At 76.1% G+C, this 15,378-nt stretch carries 14 protein-coding genes; 5 read left to right on the forward strand and 9 right to left on the reverse strand.

The genetic code is table 11. The features are described 5' to 3' along the window. Complete coding sequence (locus tag ABEB06_RS17770; RefSeq protein ID WP_345697845.1) at positions 1-696, forward strand: tyrosine-protein phosphatase; 696 nt, start codon at positions 1-3, stop codon at positions 694-696. Positions 697-769: 73 nt separating this feature from the next. Here the strand turns inward: ABEB06_RS17770 and ABEB06_RS17775 are convergent, their stop codons facing one another. Further along, positions 770-1,264, reverse strand: coding sequence for an NUDIX domain-containing protein (locus ABEB06_RS17775; RefSeq protein ID WP_345697846.1), 495 nt, complete (start codon positions 1,262-1,264; stop codon positions 770-772). 64 nt (positions 1,265-1,328) lie between these two features. Continuing rightward, complete coding sequence (locus ABEB06_RS17780) at positions 1,329-1,607, reverse strand: hypothetical protein (RefSeq protein WP_345697847.1); 279 nt, start codon at positions 1,605-1,607, stop codon at positions 1,329-1,331. A gap of 167 nt (positions 1,608-1,774) precedes the next feature. On the opposite strand from ABEB06_RS17780, the gene ABEB06_RS17785 reads away from it, so the two are divergent. Then, positions 1,775-4,168: a lysylphosphatidylglycerol synthase domain-containing protein gene (locus tag ABEB06_RS17785; protein ID WP_345697848.1), complete on the forward strand. Its 2,394-nt coding sequence runs from the start codon at positions 1,775-1,777 to the stop codon at positions 4,166-4,168. Between the two features lie 12 nt (positions 4,169-4,180). Here ABEB06_RS17785 and ABEB06_RS17790 read toward each other — a convergent pair whose 3' ends face one another. Both ABEB06_RS17790 and ABEB06_RS17795 read right to left on the reverse strand, forming a co-directional pair. Beyond that, the gene (locus ABEB06_RS17790) at positions 4,181-4,405 is read right to left on the reverse strand and encodes a hypothetical protein (protein ID WP_345697849.1); all 225 of its coding nucleotides are present in this window, start codon (positions 4,403-4,405) and stop codon (positions 4,181-4,183) included. 59 nt (positions 4,406-4,464) lie between these two features. Beyond that, complete coding sequence (locus tag ABEB06_RS17795; RefSeq protein WP_345697850.1) at positions 4,465-5,406, reverse strand: AraC family transcriptional regulator; 942 nt, start codon at positions 5,404-5,406, stop codon at positions 4,465-4,467. A gap of 139 nt (positions 5,407-5,545) precedes the next feature. Here ABEB06_RS17795 and ABEB06_RS17800 point away from each other — a divergent pair, with 139 nt between their 5' ends. From ABEB06_RS17800 to ABEB06_RS17810, 3 genes are all read left to right on the forward strand, one after another. Further along, complete coding sequence (locus ABEB06_RS17800) at positions 5,546-6,478, forward strand: NADP-dependent oxidoreductase (RefSeq protein ID WP_345697851.1); 933 nt, start codon at positions 5,546-5,548, stop codon at positions 6,476-6,478. Positions 6,479-6,563: 85 nt separating this feature from the next. Beyond that, positions 6,564-7,688, forward strand: coding sequence for a winged helix DNA-binding domain-containing protein (locus tag ABEB06_RS17805; RefSeq protein WP_345697852.1), 1,125 nt, complete (start codon positions 6,564-6,566; stop codon positions 7,686-7,688). Between the two features lie 131 nt (positions 7,689-7,819). After that, positions 7,820-9,364 (forward strand): ATP-dependent DNA ligase, encoded by a 1,545-nt coding sequence (locus tag ABEB06_RS17810; protein ID WP_345697853.1) that lies wholly within the window; start codon positions 7,820-7,822, stop codon positions 9,362-9,364. On the opposite strand, the gene ABEB06_RS17815 is transcribed toward ABEB06_RS17810, so the two are convergent. From ABEB06_RS17815 to ABEB06_RS17835, 5 genes are all read right to left on the reverse strand, one after another. Then, entirely contained in the window at positions 9,339-9,755 is a 417-nt protein-coding gene (locus ABEB06_RS17815) for a GlcG/HbpS family heme-binding protein (RefSeq protein ID WP_345697854.1), read from the reverse strand. The genes ABEB06_RS17810 and ABEB06_RS17815 overlap by 26 nt on opposite strands. Before the next feature lie 68 nt (positions 9,756-9,823). Then, positions 9,824-12,445, reverse strand: coding sequence for a GNAT family N-acetyltransferase (locus tag ABEB06_RS17820; RefSeq protein ID WP_345697855.1), 2,622 nt, complete (start codon positions 12,443-12,445; stop codon positions 9,824-9,826). Continuing rightward, on the reverse strand, positions 12,442-13,248 hold the full coding sequence (locus tag ABEB06_RS17825; protein ID WP_345697856.1) for an ABC transporter ATP-binding protein: 807 nt from the start codon (positions 13,246-13,248) through the stop codon (positions 12,442-12,444). Before ABEB06_RS17825 ends, ABEB06_RS17820 begins: the two co-directional genes overlap by 4 nt. Positions 13,249-13,301: 53 nt before the next feature. Continuing rightward, on the reverse strand, positions 13,302-14,327 hold the full coding sequence (locus ABEB06_RS17830; protein ID WP_345697857.1) for a FecCD family ABC transporter permease: 1,026 nt from the start codon (positions 14,325-14,327) through the stop codon (positions 13,302-13,304). Continuing rightward, positions 14,324-15,355 carry a FecCD family ABC transporter permease gene (locus tag ABEB06_RS17835; protein ID WP_345697858.1) on the reverse strand — a complete coding sequence of 344 codons (1,032 nt, stop codon included), beginning with the start codon at positions 15,353-15,355 and terminating at the stop codon, positions 14,324-14,326. The genes ABEB06_RS17830 and ABEB06_RS17835 overlap by 4 nt, the downstream gene beginning before the upstream one ends. Between the last annotated feature and the right edge of the window lie 23 nt (positions 15,356-15,378).

The raw sequence follows: 15,378 nt of genomic DNA on the forward strand, positions 1-15,378 counted from the left end.
ATGAGCGACGCGCGGCACCTGGTGTGGGACGGCTGCCTGAACGTCCGGGACCTGGGCGGCCTGCCGCTCACCGGCGGCGGGCGGACCCGGCCGGGAGCGGTGGTCCGCGCCGACAACCTGGACCGGCTGACCGCCGAGGGCTGGGCCGCGCTGCGCTCGTACGGCGTGCGCACCGTCGTCGACCTGCGCAACGAGGAGGAGTACCGCCCGCTGCTGCCGCTGCCCGAGGGCCTCACGCTGGTCCGGGTGCCGCTCGACGAGCTGGCCGGCCCGCAGTGGTGGGCCCGGTTCGGCGGGCTGGACGGTACGCCGCTGGCCTTCCGCCCCTACCTGGACAACTGCCCGGACGCGGTCGCCGCGGTGGTCGCCGCCGTCGCGCACGCGGCGCCGGGCGGCGTGGTGGTGCACTGCGGCGCGGGCCGCGACCGGACCGGCCTGGCGGCCCTGGTGCTGCTCGCCCTCGCCGGGGTGGCCCCGGAGGCGATCGCCGCCGACTACCGGCTGAGCGCGGACAACCTGCGCCCGCTCTGGGGCCTGCTGGGCCGCCCGGACGAGCAGGCGGCGATCGAGAAGATCCTCGCGAACGCCGGCACCACCGCGCACGAGGTGGTGCTGGAGGTGCTCGCCGAATTCGATCCGGCCGAGCTGCTGCCCGCCGCCGACATCGCCGCCGTCCGCGCCCGCCTGGCCGGCTGACCGCGCCGGGGCGCGCCACGACGGGTTCGAGCTGTCGCTGCGGCGGGCCGGAAGCCGTCCGCGGACCGGCCGGTCAGAAGCCGGAGTTGGGGGCCGTGACGATCCGGGTCCGGCCGTCGGCGCGGGCGGCGAGACCGGCGGTCAGGCGCAGCGCGCGGGCGGGGCCGAGGAGTTCGAGGGCCTCGTCGACGCCGGCCCAGCGGTGGGCGTCGAGCTCGCCGGCCGGCAGGGCGATCGGGCTGTCGGCCGGGATGGTGCCCAGGTCGAAGAGGAAGTGGCAGGCGGGGTGGTCGAGTTCCTCGCCGGGGTGGGTCCAGGCGACCGCGAGCAGGTCGCCGGCGGCGCCCACCAGGCCGGTCTCCTCCAGGAGTTCGCGCTCGGCGCACTGCCGGGGGTTCTCGTTCAGGTCCACCGTCCCGCCGACGAACTGCCAGTGCTCGCGGTAGCCCGCCTTGACGATCAGCACCCGGCCCTCCGGGTCGGTGATCAGGCAGCCGGCGGCGGCGTACACGCGGTGCAGCGAGGCGAGCCACTCCTCGCGGGACTTGAACTCGGGCGCTTCGGTCACGGCACTCCTCGGGGCGGAGGTGGGAGGTGTCGCGATCACTCTCCCACCTCCGCGCGGGCCGGGGTCAGTGCGCCGAGTGCTTCTCCGCGCCGCGGTGGCGGTGGCCCGGCAGTTCGGTGTGTCCGGCCGGGCCCCCGAGCGGTCCGGCGGGGACGGAGACGCGGCGGCCGCCGTGGCTGAACACCGCGTCGCCGAAGTACGGCCCGGTCCGGGCTGCGGTGGCACTGTCGGTGTGCAACTGCGGGGCGAGCGGGCTGGGATCGGCGGCCATGGCACGGCGCTCGAGGAGTTCCTGGGTGCCCTTGCGGAGCTTGGTCATCTTGCCGGTCGATCGCTTGGTCATCGTCGACCTCCCTTCGGCGGCCGGCCGCACGGAGGGCGGGTGGTGGCCGCATGGGTGCGGTATCCGTTCCGGTATGCCCGGATAACACACCATATACACACCACACTACGCGGCCACCGCTCCGGAAACGGCCACCCGGGTCGAACACCGGTGTGGGAGCATGCCGCGTGGCCACGGTGATACACGCTGACGAAGCCGGCGCGGCACTTGCCGACCCGCCCCGGTCCGGGGACCGCCGGGTGCGGCACCCGGCGTCACTGATCCGGCTGCTGGCCGGCCTCGGCAGCATCGGGCTGACCCTGCTGCTCGCCGGCTACGCGCAGGCCACCGCCGGCGGCCTGGACGCCGACGTCTCGCTCGGCGCCGGGCTGCTGCCCTGGCCGCCGGTCAAGCTGACCGCCGCGCTGTGCGCCGGCGCCCTGCTGCTGGTCCCGCTCTCCTTCGCCGTCGACCGGCTGCTGCGCGGCGACCGCCGCCGGGTCGCCGACGGCGTGCTCGCCGCCGTCGCCGCCTACGGCCTCACGCTCGGCCTGGACCTCGCCGCCGGCGGCCTCACCACCCTCACCCACCCGCTCCCCGGCGGGATCGGCCGCACCGACCCGGTCTACGGCCACCTCGCCCCGGTGCTGGCCTTCATGACCGCCGTCTCCACCGCCGGGCTGCGCCGCTGGCGCACCGCGCTCGCCACCACCCTCACCCTCGCCGGACTCTCCGGCCTGGTCACCGGCTACGCCAGCCCGCTCTCCCTGGTGCTCGCCCTGCTGATCGGCTGGACCACCGCGCACGGCATCCGGTACGCCGTCGGCGAGCCGCTGCCCTGCCCCACCGTGCGGCAGGTCGAGCAGACCCTCGCCCAGTGCGGGGTCCGCCCGCTGACCGTCACCGCCACCGGCCCGTGCTCGTACCTGGTCACCCAGCGGGACGGGCGGCCGGTGCTGGACGTCCACCTGATCGACCGGCAGGCCCAGGCCAGCGGCCTGCTCCGGCACCTGTGGGTGGTGCTGCGGGTCCGCACCGCCCCGCGCCCGCTCGGCCTGCGGCCACTGCGCGCCGGGCTCGAGCACCAGACCCTGCTCTCGTACGCCGCCACCGCCGCCGGGGCACGCACCCGCACCCCCGAGGCGGTCGCCCAACTCGGCCCGGACGCCGCCCTGGTGGCGTACCGGCAGCTGATCGCCCGGCCGATCGCCGAACTCACCGAGGACGAGCTCACCGACGAGGTCCTCACCGACGCCTGGCAGCAGCTCGCCCTGCTCCAGCGCCGCCGGATCGCGCACCGGGCGCTCGACCCGCGGAACGTCCTGGTCGACGCCGGGGGCGCGGTCCACCTGGTCGGACTGACCGAGGGCGAGATCGCCGCCGGCGACCTGCTGCTGCGCCTGGACGTCGCCGGGCTGCTCACCGTGCTCGCCCTGCACGCCGGCCCCACCCGCACCGTCGCCGCCGCGATGCGGGTGCTCGGCCCGGGCCCGGTCGGCGCCGCCCTGCCGCTGCTCCAGCCGATCGCCCTCCCCCGCGCCACCCGCGCCGCGCTGCGGCCCCACCGCGAACTCACCGCCGAACTGCGCGCCGAGGTGCAGCGCCACCTGCCGCAGGCCCCCTCCGAACCCGTCCGGCTGGAACGGCTGCGCCCGCGGACCCTGCTCACCGTCGCCGCCGGCATGCTCGCCGGGTACCTGCTGCTGCAGACCCTCTTCACCGCCGACCGCAACCCGATCGGCGTGCTCGCCGACGCCGACCCCGGCTGGCTGGCCGGCGCCGCGCTCGCCGCCGTCGCCAGCTACCTGGTGGCCACCCTCGGCGTGATCGGCTTCGTCCCGGAACGGCTCCCCTTCGGCACCGCGCTCACCGCCCAGGTGGCCGGCGGCTTCGTCAAACTGGTCTCCCCCGGCGGCGTCGGCGGCATCGCCCTCAACACCCGCTTCCTGCAGTGCGCCGGCATCCCCACCGCGCAGGCGCTCTCCAGCGTCGGCGCCTCCCAGATGATCGGCCTCGCCCTGCACCTGCTCCAGCTCGCCGTGGTCAGCTCGCTGCTCGGCCTGGACTCCGACGGCCCGGTCGAGGAACTGCCCAGCGGCTGGGTGCTCGCCCTCGGCCTCGCCGGGCTCGCCGTGCTGATCGTCTCCGCCACCGCCGTCCCCTGGCTGCGCCGCCGGGTCCAGGCCCTGCTGCGGCCGCTGCGCGCCGAGGTGCTGCCCCGGCTGCTCGACATGCTCCAGCAGCCCGGCAAGCTCGCCGTCGGCTTCGCCGGGCAGGCGATGGTCTCGGCGACCTTCGTCACCTGCCTCTACTGCTGCGCCCGCGCGGTCGGCGAACAACCGGGCCTGCTGGCCGTCGCCTTCGTCTTCATGGCCGGGAACGCCGCCGGCAACGTGATGCCCACCCCCGGCGGCGCGGGCGGCGTCGAAGTGCTGCTCACCAACCTGCTGGTCGGCGCGAGCACCATGGACAAGCCCGCCGCGTTCGCGGCGGTGATGCTGTTCCGGCTGCTGACCTTCCTGCTGCCGATCCTGCCGGGGTGGGCGGCGTTCGCCTGGCTCCAGCGCAGGCGGGCACTGTAGCGGGACCGACGGCTACTCGCGGTAGTCCTCGTCGTCGACCGCGACCTCGCGGACCTGCTCGACGGCGTCGCCGTCGTCCGCGTCGTCGGCACCCAGCGCGCGGTGCTGGCTCAGCACCTCCAGGTCGTCCAGCTCGTGCTCGACGACCTCGCGTCGCGCGTCCTCCGGCTCCATCGCCGCCGGCGACTCCTCGTCGAGGTCCTCGGGGAACTCGGGATTCTCAGGGTTCAGGCGCATACCGTCAGTATCCGCCCGGGCGGCGGCCGACGCCCGTGCTACACGCCCGCCGCGGCGCGTCAGGCCGCCGACGGCTCCGGCGCCTCGCGCCGGTACTGACCCGGCGGCAGGCCGTACGCCCGCTTGAACGCCTTGGCGAAGGCGAACTCCGAGCCGTAGCCGACCCGGGCACCGACCGTGCCGATCCCCAGGTCCGACTGGCGCAGCAGCCGGGCCGCGGTGGTCATCCGCCAGCGGGTCAGGTACGCCAGCGGCGGCTCGCCGACCAGCCCGGTGAAACGCCGCGCGAACGCCGCCCGGGACAACCCGACCCGCTCGCCGAGGCCCTCCACCGTCCAGGCGTGCCCCGGGTCGGCGTGGATCGCCCGCAGCGCCGGCGCGATCGCCGGATCGGTCAGCGCCGCCGACCAGCCGGCCGTCGCGCAGTCCGGCTGCTCCGCCAGCCACGCCCGCAGGATGTACAGCAGCAGCAGGTCGATCAGCTCGGCGACGACGCCGTCGGACCCCGGGCCCGGACTGTTCAGCTCGGCACCGAGCAGCTCGATCGCCGCCCGCAGCGCCGGGTGCCGGCCCGGCTGCGCCGGCAGGTGGATCAGCTCCGGAAGGCTCGCCACCAGCGGGTGCTGCCGGGTGCGGTCCAGGTGGTACGAGCCGCAGAGCAGGGTGGTGCGCGGACCTTCGCCGCCGTCCAGCGCGAAGTGGCCGAGCACCGTGCTGTCGTCCGGCGCGGCCGGCTCCGGCCGGAAGTCCCGCACCGGGGAGCCCGGGTCGTCCGTCAGCACATGCTCCGCGCCCCGGCGCAGGAACACCACGTCGCCCACGCCCAGCGCCGTCGCACCGCCGTCCGGGGTGAGCAGCCAGCAGGACCCGGACAGCACGATGTGGAAGCCCGAACCCGCCTCCTCGTGGAAGCGCAGCCCCCACGGCCCCCGGCACTCGGTGCGGGCGGCGCGGGCGCGGTCGGTCCGCATGGAGGCGACGGCCTCGGTGAGGATGTCCATACGACCAATGTAGACGAGCAGGCGGGCCGTGACGAGACGATCGGACAGGGAATCAAGACTTCTGACCATTCATCGTCTCTGACGGTGCTTCTAGCGTTGGGGTCAACAACGGAGCAGGAAACCGCCAGAGGAGACAGTCATGCGAGCGATCACCCAGCGTTCCGTCGGTGGGCCGTCGGTCCTGGAGAGCGTCGAGATCGAGCGGCCCGTACCGACCGTCACCGAGGTGCTGGTCAAGGTGCACGCGACCTCGGTCAACCCGGTCGACGCGTACGTCCGGGCCGGGGCCTTCCCGCTGCTCGGCGAACCGCCCTTCGTCCTCGGCTGGGACGTCTCCGGCGTCGTCGAGGAGGTCGTGCCCGGCGTCACCGACCTCAAGGTCGGCGACGAGGTCTACGGCATGCCGCTCTTCCCCCGCCAGGCCGGCACCTACGCCGAGTACGTCGCCGCGCCCTCCCGGCAGTTCGCCCGCAAGCCGAAGGGCCTCAGCCACGCCGAGGCCGCCGCCCTGCCGCTCGCCGGACTCACCGCCTGGCAGTCCCTCGTCGACGGCGCCCGGCTGCAGGCCGGACAGCGGGTCCTGATCCACGCCGCCGGCGGCGGCGTCGGCCACCTCGCCGTGCAGATCGCCAAGGCACTCGGCGCCGAGGTGTACGCCACCGCCGGCGCCGAGAAGCACGACTTCCTGCGCGAGCTCGGCGCGGACCACCTGATCGACCACCGCACCGCGGACTTCACCGACGGGCTCACCGGACTCGACGTGGTGCTCGACGGCATCGGCGGGGACGTCGCCGAGCGCTCGCTCGGCGTGCTGCGGGACGGCGGGGCACTGGTGACCCTGGTGCGGTCCTCCGACCGGGAGTTCGCCGAGCGGACGGCGGCCGCCGGACGGCGCTTCGTCCCCTTCACCGCCGAGCCCGACCGGGTCGGCCTCGCCGCGCTCACCGACCTGGTGGAGACCGGCCGCCTGCGCCCCCACGTCGAGCACCGGCTCCCGCTCGCCGACGCAGCCAAGGCCCACGAGCTGATCGCGACCGGCCGCACCAAGGGCAAGATCGTCCTGATCCCCTGACGCACCATGGGCTCCACCGCTCCGCCCCGTCACCGCCCCGCCGGCGTGCGGGGCGGTGACGGGGGTGGCGCCTAGGGTGGGGCGCATGGGGACGAGGGTGACGCACGAGCAGGTGTTCGCGTGGCGGTTGCGGCGGCAGGGGTTGGTGCCGCGGGGCGGGGGCGGGGTCGCGGAGGTGGTGCGGCGGCTGGGCGGGGTGCAGGCGCAGGTGGCGTCGGCCGCGGAGCTGGCGGTCGCGGTGCGGCAGGAGGCTCCGCAGCCCGGCGCGGTGGCGGCGGCGCTGGCCGACCGCACGGTCGTCCGCACCTGGGCGATGCGCGGCACCCTGCACCTGATGGACCCGGGCGACCTGCCGTCGTACCTCTCGCTGATCTCCGCCGCCCGCACCTGGGAGAAGCCGTCCTGGCAGCGCACCTTCGGCGTCACTCCGGACCGGATGGCGGCGCTCGGTGACGCGGTCGAGGAACTGCTGTCGGCCGGCCCGCTGAGCCGGGCGGAACTCACCGAGGCGCTGGTGGCCCGGCCCGCGTTCGCCGATCTGCGGGAGCAGCTGACGTCCGGTTGGGGCACGGTGCTGAAGCCGCTCGCCTGGACCGGACGGCTCTGCAACGGCCCCGGCGAGGGCAACCGGGCCGGCTTCGCCGCGCCGCGCACGTGGATCGCCGGCTGGCCCGAGACGCTGCCCGAACCCGAGCAGGCCGCGCACACCGTCCTGCCCGCCTACCTGGGGGCGCACGGCCCGACCACCGCCGAGTCCTTCGACGCGTGGCTGTTGCGCGGCGCGTCGAGGAAGGCCCGGCTGCGCGGCTGGTTCACCGCGCTCGGCGACCGGCTGGCCGAGGTGTCGGTGGACGGGGAGCCGCGCCGGATGCTCGCCGAGGACGTGGCGGAGCTGGCGGCCACGCAGCCGTCCACGGAGGTGGTGCTGCTGCCCGGCTTCGACCAGTACGTGCTCGGCACCGGCACGTCCGACGCCCGGCTGCTCGCGCCGGAGCGCCGCCCGGAGGTGTCCCGGGCGGCGGGCTGGATCTCGCCGGTGGTGGTGCACGGGGGCAGGATCGCCGGGGTGTGGGAGTTCGACGGGGACGTCGTGGACGTGCGGCTCTTCGCCGAGCACGGCGCCCTGCCGGCAGGCGCGCTGGAGGCGGCGGCGGAGCGGCTGGCCACCTGCACCGGCGAGCCGCGCAGCCTCGCAGTGCGGACGATCTGAACCGGCGCGCCGCGCGCAGGCCGGTAGTGCGAACCGACTGCCCCGGAAAGCCCCGCAGGCTCGCGGTACGAACCCGGCCGACCCGGCGCGCCCGCTGGGCTACCGGGCGCCGCCGCGGTGAGGATGGAGCCATGCACCTCGCGGACCTGGCCCGGACGTCACGGCAGCTCACGCGGACGACCGCGCGGAACGCGAAGGTCGCGCTGCTCGCCGAGCTCTTCCGGCACGCGGAGCCGGCCGAGGCGCCCGTGGTGATCACCTATCTGGCGGGCCGGCTGCCGCAGCGGCGGATCGGCGTGGGCTGGCAGACCCTGCGCGACCGTCCGGAGCCGGCCGCCGAGCCGACCCTGCGGGTGCTGGAGGTGGACGCCCGGCTGGAGCGGATCGCCGCGGTCTCCGGCGCCGGCGCGCAGGCCGAACGCAAGCGCCTGGTCGACGCGTTGATGGCGGAGGCCACCGAGGAGGAGCAGGCGTTCCTGCTCGAGCTGATCGGCGGAGAGTTGCGCCAGGGCGCGCTGGACGCGCTCGCGGTGGAGGGCTTGGCGGCGGCGGTCGGTGTCGAGGCCGGGGCGGTGCGGCGGGCGGTGATGCTGTCCGGCTCGGCGGGTGCGCTGGCGGCCCGGCTGCTGGCCGAAGGCCCTGAGGTGCTGGGCGAGTTCACCCTGAGCGTGGGCCGTCCGGTGCTGCCGATGCTGGCGCAGTCCGCGAAGACCGTGGCCGAGGCGTTGGAGCGGCTCGGGCCGTGTGCGGTGGAGGAGAAGCTGGACGGCATCCGGATCCAGGTCCACCGGGACGGCGACCGGGTGCGGATCTACACCCGCACGCTCGCCGAGATCACCGCGCGGCTTCCGGAAGTCATCGAACTGGTGCGGGAGTTGCCGGTCGAGCAGGTGGTGCTGGACGGCGAGGTGCTGGCGCTGGACGCCGGGGGCCGGCCGCGGCCGTTCCAGCAGACGTCCGGGCGGGTCGGTTCCGCGGCCGACGCGGCGGGCGAGAACGCCGGACTACCGCTCTCCCCGGTCTTCTTCGACCTGCTGGCGGTGGACGGGCGGGTGCTGCTGGACGCCCCGGCCGCTGAGCGGCAGGCCGAACTGGCCCGGCTGGTGCCGGAGTCCGCGCGGGTGCGCCGACTGGTGGTGGCCGACCCGGCGGATCCGGCGGCCCGCGCCGCGGCGGAGGAGTTCGCCGAACGGGCCACCGGGGAGCGCCGGCACGAGGGCGTGGTGGTGAAGGGGCTGGACGCACCGTACGGCGCCGGCCGGCGGGGCGCCTCCTGGCTGAAGGTGAAGCCCGTGCACACCCTGGACCTGGTGGTGCTGGCCGCCGAGTGGGGGCACGGGCGGCGGGCCGGACGGCTGTCCAACCTGCACCTGGGGGCGCGCCGGGAGGACGGCTCGTACGCGATGCTCGGGAAGACGTTCAAGGGGCTGACCGACGCGTTGCTGGCGTGGCAGACCGGACGGCTGCGCGAGCTGGCGGTGCGGGAGGAGCCGTGGGGGGTGGTGGTGCGGCCGGAGCTGGTGGTGGAGATCGCCTTCGACGGCGTGCAGCGGTCCTCGCGCTACCCGGACGGGGTGGCCCTGCGGTTCGCCCGGGTGGTGCGGTACCGGGAGGACAAGACGGCCGCCGAGGCGGACACCGTCGCGGCGGTCAGCGCATTGCTGCCCAGCGGGTGACCGCCACCTGGGCGCAGGCGGTGTCGTCCGCGGGCTCGGGGGCGCCGCTGACCCCGATGCCGCCGACGATCCGGCCGGCGACGTCGAGCAGCGGGATGCCTCCACCGAAGATCACGTAGCGGCCCCCCGCGGCCGCGTGCAGGCCGAAGAGCGGGCCGCCGGGCGCGGCGGCAACGGCCAGTTCGTGGGTGGGGGCGCTGTTGGCGACGGCGGTGTACGCCTTGTCCGGGGCGAGCACCGGCCCGGCGATCTCGGCACCGTCCATCCGGGCGAAGGCGATCAGGTGGCCGCCGGCGTCGACGACCGCGACCGAGACGACGAGCCGGCGCCGGGCCGCCTCGGTGAGCGCGGCGGTGCAGAGCGACTGGGCGACGGCGAGGTTCAGGGTCATGGGGCCGAGCCTGCCAGCGGCAGGCCCGGCCGCGCGCCGACGGACTGTCAGCGGATGCCCCGCCGTCCTTACACGCCGCTGCCGAGCGCCGGGCTCAGGCGGGCGAGGACCGGGGCGGCCGCCTCGCGGGTGAGGAAGGCCAGCCGGGCCCGCTTCTCCGGCTTGTCGATCTCGGGGCCGAGCTCGAAGCCGCTGCGGACCAGGCGGCTCAGCGCCTTCTCGTTGCGGGCGTCGGGTTCGGCGACGATCCGCCGGTGGGCGGGGTCGTCGAGGACGAAGGCGATCAGGACGGCGATGAGCGCCTCGGTGAAGCCGGGCCGGGCCTCCCCGTCGGCGGGCCCGATCAGCAGGTGGACGCCGTGGTCGCCGTCCAGGACCGGGTAGCACCCGCCGACCGGGTCGTGCTCGGGCCGGTAGGTCTGGAAGAGGGCGACCGGTTCGCCGTCGCGCAGGGCGAGGTAGGCGTGGTGGGTGGTGAGCGAGTCGACGTACGCGTAGGTCTCCTGGACGGCGGCCCGGTCGTGGTCGAGCATGCCCCAGAAGCGGGCGCGCTCCTGGGTGACCCAGCCGTGGACGAGCTCGGCGTCGCCGACCGGGTCGAGCGGCCGCAGCCGGACCTCGCCGAAGCCGGGGACGGTGCGTCGGAAGTCGGTCATCGCGGAGGGCTCCTCGGTGAGCTGGTTCCAGTCGGTGGTGACGGGCGCCAACCGGCCGGCCAGCCAGAGCGGCAGCTGGTCGCGGTGGTGCGGGTGCCCGGGGAGGCCGGAGGCGCCGAACGGGACGACCCACCGGCTGTTCGCGCGGTCGGCGAGGTCCCAGACGTAGCGGGCGGCGGGCCCGCGGGCGCTGAGGTCGGTGAGTCCGGGCACGGAGGAGGTGGAGAGCACGCAGTCGTGGTCGCCGCCGAGGCCCGGCCACTCGGCGGGTGCGGGGAGCGCCTGCCAGGGGGCCAGCCGGTGGGTCTCGGCCCAGCTCCCGGGCAGCGGACCGGCCGCGACCTGCTCCAGCGCGGCCCGGACCAGCGCCGGCCGGTCGAGCGCCGGCAGCCGGTCGGTGGTGAGCAGGCTCTCCAGGGCGTGGCCGATCCGGGGCAGCAGCGCCTGCCAGGGCAGCAGCGCCTCCGGGAGCTCGGGCAGCGCGGCCAGCCCGGCGAACACCGGGTGGTCCGCCAACTCCCGCACCACGGCGGCCCGGAGGGCGGCGTACGCGGCGGCGTCGGCCGAGTCGGCGGCCATCGTGCGGTCCCAGCCGAGCAGCCGGGTGCGCAGCGCGGCGGCGCTCGGGGTGAGGCCGTCGAGACCGGCGACCAGGTCGAGCAGCGGGCCGGCCGAGCCGAGGTGGGTGTCGGTGTGCACGGCGGCGACCGTGTCGGCGGTCCAGCCCTGCCGCGCGTCGAGGAGTTCGGCGATCCGCCGGGCGCGGTGCGGGGCGGAGAACTCGACGCCGAGCGGGGCGGCGATGCCGCGCTGGTTGGCCATCACCGCGCGTCCGTCGACCGGTTCGCGCAGCGGCGCCCGCCAGCCGCGCCAGGCGTACGCGGCGTCCCAGCCGGGTACCGGGCCGAGGCCGTTGGCGGGGTCGCGGAGCGGGACGGCCCCGGCGGTGCGGTGCAGCAGGCCGCCCGCGGTGTCGGCGGCGAGGACGACGTTGACGGGTTCGGCCCAGTGGTCCATCGCCCGGTCGACGTCGGCGACGGTGCGGGCGCGCAGCAGGGCGGGGAGTGCCTCGAAGCCGAGCTTCGCCCGGACCCGCGGCGGGTAGCGCAGGCTGACCGCCTCGCCGTCCGGGCCGCCGGTCAGCACCGGGCCGCGCGCGGTCTCCAGCACCTCGACGGTGACCGGGTCGCCGCCGGCGACGTGGACGGTCTCGGTGTGGGCGTGGGCGGGGCGCCAGCCGTCCGGGCCGAGCGCCTCGACGCCGTCGCCGGTGCGGCGGAGCCGTTCGCGGTACAGGTCCTGGTAGTCCGCCATGGCGTTGGTGATCGCCCAGGCCACGCCGCCGGTGTGGCCGAAGTGGGCGAGGCCGGGGACGCCGGGGACGGCGAGGCCGACCACGTCGTACTCGGGGCAGGCGAGGCGGATCTGCTGGTAGACGCCGGGGGCCTCGATGAAGCGGTGCGGGTCGCCGGCGATCAGCGCGGCGCCGGTGGCGGTGCGCCCGCCGGCCAGCAGCCAGCCGTTGGAGCCGGAGCTGCCGGGGCCGTCGGTGGCGAACAGTTCGACGGCGTCCGGGCCGAGTTCGCGGGCGACCCGCTCGCGCCAGAGCTTGGCGGGGAAGCCCGCGAAGAGCAGGTGGTGGGAGAGCCAGACGGCCAGCGGCGTCCATGGCTTCCACTCCCCCGGCCGCACTCCGGCGGCGGCGAACTCCGGCGCGTGTCCGGCGTGTTCGGCCAGGCCGGCATTGACGCCGTCGACGTAGGCGAGCACCCAGCCGGCGGTGGACCGGTCGAGGGCGGCGAAGCAGCGGCGGGCGGTGTCGGCGAGCCGGACCCGGCGGGCGAGGACGTCCCAGGAGAACGCCTCGGGGCCGAGGAAGGCGGCGGAGCCGCCCTGCGCGCGGTGCCGTTCGACCTCCAGCTGCCAGGCGCGGTCGGCGGCGGCGTTGTGTCCCTGGGCGAAGGCGAGTCCGCGCGGGCCGTCGGCCCGCAGGTGGGGGATGCCGTGGGCGTCGCGGAAGACCCGGTGGCTCATCGGGCGGCGGGCTTCCGGGCGGCCGGTACGACCAGCGGGGTACCGCTCTCCGGGTCCTCGATGACCCGGCAGGGCAGCCGGAAGACCTCCTCGACCAGCTCGGCGGTGACGATCTCGCCGGGCGGGCCGGCGGCGACCACCCGGCCGTCGCGCATGGCGATCAGGTGGGTGGCGTACCGGGCGGCGTGGTTGAGGTCGTGCAGGACGGCGACCAGGGTGCGGCCGCGCTCCTCGTGGAGGCGGGCGCAGAGGTCGAGGACGTCGATCTGGTGGGCGATGTCCAGGTAGGTGGTGGGCTCGTCGAGGAGCAGCAGCGGGGTCTCCTGGGCGAGCGCCATGGCGATCCAGACGCGCTGGCGCTGGCCGCCGGAGAGCTCGTCGACCAGCCGGTCGGCGAGGTTCTCGACGCCGGTGGCGGCCATCGACCCGGTGACCACCCGCTCGTCCTCGGGCGACCACTGGCGCAGCAGGCCCTGGTGCGGGTAGCGGCCGCGGGAGACCAGTTCGGCCACGGTGATGCCGTCGGGCGCGGTGGAGGACTGCGGGAGCAGCCCGAGGGTGCGGGCGACCTGCTTGGCCGGGATCTCCGCGATCGAGCGGCCGTCGAGCAGCACCTGTCCGGCGGTGGGCCGCAGGGTGCGGGAGAGGGCGCGCAGCAGGGTGGACTTGCCGCAGGCGTTGGGGCCGACGACCACGGTGAAGGAGTGGTCGGGGATGTCCACGGTCAGCTGTTCGGCGATGGTCCGGCGTTCGTAGGCGAGGGTGAGGTCGCGGCCGGCCAGCCGCGGGGTGCCGTCCGGCATGGGGTTCGCTCCGTTCGGTGCGGTGGGCACGGCAGTGGTCGTTCCGGCGCCGGTCACAGCCGGCCCGCCCGGCGTTCGGTGGCGAGCAGCCGGATCAGGTAGCCGCCGCCGAGCACGCCGGTGACCACGCCGACCGGCAGCTGGTGGTCGGGGACGATCCGCTGGGCCGCGAAGTCGGCGGTGACGGTGAGGGCGGCGCCGGTGCACAGCGCGGCGAGCAGGTTGGGGCCGGGGGCCCGGGTGAGCCGCCGGGCGAGCTGGGGGGCGACGAGGGCGACGAAGGAGACCGGTCCGGCGGCGGCCGCGGCGAGCGAGGCGAGCAGCACCGCGGCGGCGAGCAGGGCGAGGCGCAGCCGTTCGGGGCTCAGGCCGAGGCCGCTCGCGGAGTCGTCGCCCATCTCCAGGATCCGCAGCGCGGGACCGCAGCCGATCAGCACGGCGGGGACGAGCACGGCGAGGGCGATCAGCAGCGGCAGGGCGTCGCCCCAGCCGCGGCCGTCCAGGCTGCCGGTGAGCCAGAGCACGGCCCGGGCGGCGTCCATGAGTTGGGCGCGGGTGAGCAGGTAGCCGTTGACGCCGGTGAGGATCGCGGCGGTGCCGATGCCGACCAGGACGAGCCGGCTGCCGTGCACGCCGTGCTTCCAGGCGAGGGCGTGGATCGCGACGCCGGTGAGCAGCCCGCCGGCGACGGCGCCGCCGGCCAGTGCGAGGCTGCTGCCGCCGGCCACCACGACCAGCAGGGCCCCGGTGGCGGCGCCCTGGGTGAAGCCGAGGATGTCGGGGCTGCCGAGCGGGTTGCGGACCAGCGACTGGAAGAGCGCGCCGGAGAGCGCGAGCGCGGCGCCGACCAGCAGGGCGGTGGCGACCCGGGGCAGCCGCAGCTCCTGGACGATGAACTCCTCGGCGGGGGTGCCGCCGCCGGTCAGGGTGCGCAGCACGTCCGCCGGGCTCATCGGGTAGTCGCCGGTGCCGAGCGCGAGGACGGCGACCAGCAGGGCGAGCAGCGCGCAGGCCGTTCCGGCGGCCAGGGCGCGCGGGCGGTAGCGGACGGAGAGGGTGCCGATGCGGAGCACGTTCATGCCCGGGACCTCCCGCGGCGGGCGAAGAAGAGGAAGAAGGGACCGCCGAGGACGGCGGTGACGATGCCGACCTGGAGTTCGCCGGGCCGGCCGAGCACCCGGCCGAGCACGTCGGCGCCCAGCAGCAGCACGGGGGCGAGCAGCACGCAGTAGGCGAAGAGCCGGCGCAGGTCGGGGCCGGTGACGGCGCGGACCAGGTGCGGGACCATCAGGCCGACGAAGACGACCGGCCCGCAGGCGGCGGTGGCGGCGCCGCACAGCAAGGTGACCGCGAGGATCGCGGCGGCCCGGGTGGCGGCCGGGCGGGCGCCGAGGGCGCGGGCGGAGTCGTCGCCGAGGGCGAGCGCGTTCAGCGGCCGGGCGAGGGCGAGGGCGAGCAGCAGGCCGACGGCGATGAACGGCAGGACCTGGCGGACGGTGGAGGGTTGGGCGCCGGCCAGCGAGCCGACGGTCCAGAAGCGCATCCGCTCCAGCGAGGCGGCGTTCAGCAGCATCACCGCGCTGACGAAGGAGTACAGGGTGGCGTTGATCGCGGAGCCGGCCAGCGCGAGCCGGGCCGGGGTGGCGCCGCGGCCGCCGCCGACGGCGTACACCAGGACGGCGACGCAGGCGGCGCCGGCCAGGGCGAACCACACGTAGCCGCTGAACGCGGTGACCCCGAGCAGGCCGGCGGCCGTGGCGACCGCGGCGGAGGCACCGGCGTTGATGCCGAGCAGGCCGGGGTCGGCGAGCGGATTGCGGGTCAGCGCCTGCATCACCGCTCCGGCGAGGCCGAGCGCGCTGCCGGCCAGCAGGCCGAGCAGGGTGCGCGGCAGCCGCATCTCGTGCACCACGGTGTACGTCGGCGCGGTGGGGTCGGTGAGGCCCTGCCAGACCTCGGCGAGCGAGAGCTGGCGGGCGCCGAAGCCGATGCTGAGCGCCAGGACGCCGAGCAGTACCAGCCCGGCCGCGGCCGGCCCGGCGGCCCGGGCGGATCGTCGGCGGGCCGGCCGGGCCGCCGTCACGGCAAGGGAGTTGACGTCGGACAAGGGCTGCTCCGGGGCGTGCTGAG

It is taken from the genome of Kitasatospora terrestris, assembly GCF_039542905.1.
GTDB classification, from domain to species: Bacteria; Actinomycetota; Actinomycetes; order Streptomycetales; family Streptomycetaceae; genus Kitasatospora; species Kitasatospora terrestris.

What these genes read in the sequence shown, in the direction of transcription:
- ABEB06_RS17770 (WP_345697845.1), top strand. Translation starts at nt 1, where the DNA reads ATGAGCGACGCGCGGCACCTGGTGTGGGACGGCTGCCTGAACGTCCGG.
- ABEB06_RS17780 (WP_345697847.1), bottom strand. Translation starts at nt 1,607, where the DNA reads ATGACCAAGCGATCGACCGGCAAGATGACCAAGCTCCGCAAGGGCACC.
- ABEB06_RS17790 (WP_345697849.1), bottom strand. Translation starts at nt 4,405, where the DNA reads ATGCGCCTGAACCCTGAGAATCCCGAGTTCCCCGAGGACCTCGACGAG.
- ABEB06_RS17795 (WP_345697850.1), bottom strand. Translation starts at nt 5,406, where the DNA reads ATGGACATCCTCACCGAGGCCGTCGCCTCCATGCGGACCGACCGCGCC.
- ABEB06_RS17800 (WP_345697851.1), top strand. Translation starts at nt 5,546, where the DNA reads ATGCGAGCGATCACCCAGCGTTCCGTCGGTGGGCCGTCGGTCCTGGAG.
- ABEB06_RS17805 (WP_345697852.1), top strand. Translation starts at nt 6,564, where the DNA reads ATGGGGACGAGGGTGACGCACGAGCAGGTGTTCGCGTGGCGGTTGCGG.
- ABEB06_RS17810 (WP_345697853.1), top strand. Translation starts at nt 7,820, where the DNA reads ATGCACCTCGCGGACCTGGCCCGGACGTCACGGCAGCTCACGCGGACG.
- ABEB06_RS17815 (WP_345697854.1), bottom strand. Translation starts at nt 9,755, where the DNA reads ATGACCCTGAACCTCGCCGTCGCCCAGTCGCTCTGCACCGCCGCGCTC.
- ABEB06_RS17820 (WP_345697855.1), bottom strand. Translation starts at nt 12,445, where the DNA reads ATGAGCCACCGGGTCTTCCGCGACGCCCACGGCATCCCCCACCTGCGG.
- ABEB06_RS17825 (WP_345697856.1), bottom strand. Translation starts at nt 13,248, where the DNA reads ATGCCGGACGGCACCCCGCGGCTGGCCGGCCGCGACCTCACCCTCGCC.
- ABEB06_RS17830 (WP_345697857.1), bottom strand. Translation starts at nt 14,327, where the DNA reads ATGAACGTGCTCCGCATCGGCACCCTCTCCGTCCGCTACCGCCCGCGC.